General features: G+C 43.5%; 1 protein-coding gene. It reads left to right on the forward strand.

The window, feature by feature from the left end:
* Window positions 1-159: 159 nt before the first annotated feature.
* Window positions 160-803: pseudouridine synthase (locus R8O11_RS26660; protein ID WP_318194800.1), on the forward strand; the 644-nt coding region annotated here is incomplete at its 3' end.

The raw sequence follows: 803 nt of genomic DNA on the forward strand, positions 1-803 counted from the left end.
TAAACTTCCAAAGACAGAAAACAAAACCCGAACAAGGGAAAGGGTTTTAATAATCTAAACAAAAGGTTGGCGTATTTCGGAGCAGATTCTCGCAACAAGTGTTTCTTTTGCAGCAAGAATAATGTGAAGTCACGCGGATTTACGTTTACAATAGCGCGCATGAGCGAGATAAGAACACAAGTCCAGTTCGTTGATATCGACGAAGACATGGCGGGTCAACGCATTGATAACTTCTTGCGTAACCAATTAAAAGACATTCCAAAGAGCATGATTTATCGAATCGTGCGTAAGGGTGAAGTGCGCGTGAACAAAAAGCGCATCAAAGCCGAATATAAACTAAAAGCTGGCGACCTAGTCCGAATTCCACCTGTAACGGTTGAGAAAAAGGAAGAGGATGTCGCACCAAGCACGAAACTTAATAAGGTTGCTGAACTAGAACATATGATCATTTATGAAGATGATCATATGCTGATTCTGAACAAACCGTCTGGTACAGCAGTGCATGGTGGTAGTGGCTTGAAGTTTGGTGCAATTGAAGCATTAAGGGCATTGCGTCCACAGGCACGCTTCCTCGAATTGGTTCACCGTATTGACAGAGATACCTCGGGTATTTTACTGGTTGCTAAAAAGCGCTCGGCGCTTCGCCATTTGCAAGCGCAGTTCCGTGAAAAAACGGTGAAGAAGTTTTACTTCGCCTTAGTGATGGGGCAATGGAAAAGCAGCTGTAAAGTTGTGAACGCACCTCTACTTAAAAATGAAGTGAACAGTATTGTACGAGTGAACCCAAACGGTAAGCCATCGGA

The organism is Vibrio sp. 1288 (assembly GCF_033344475.1).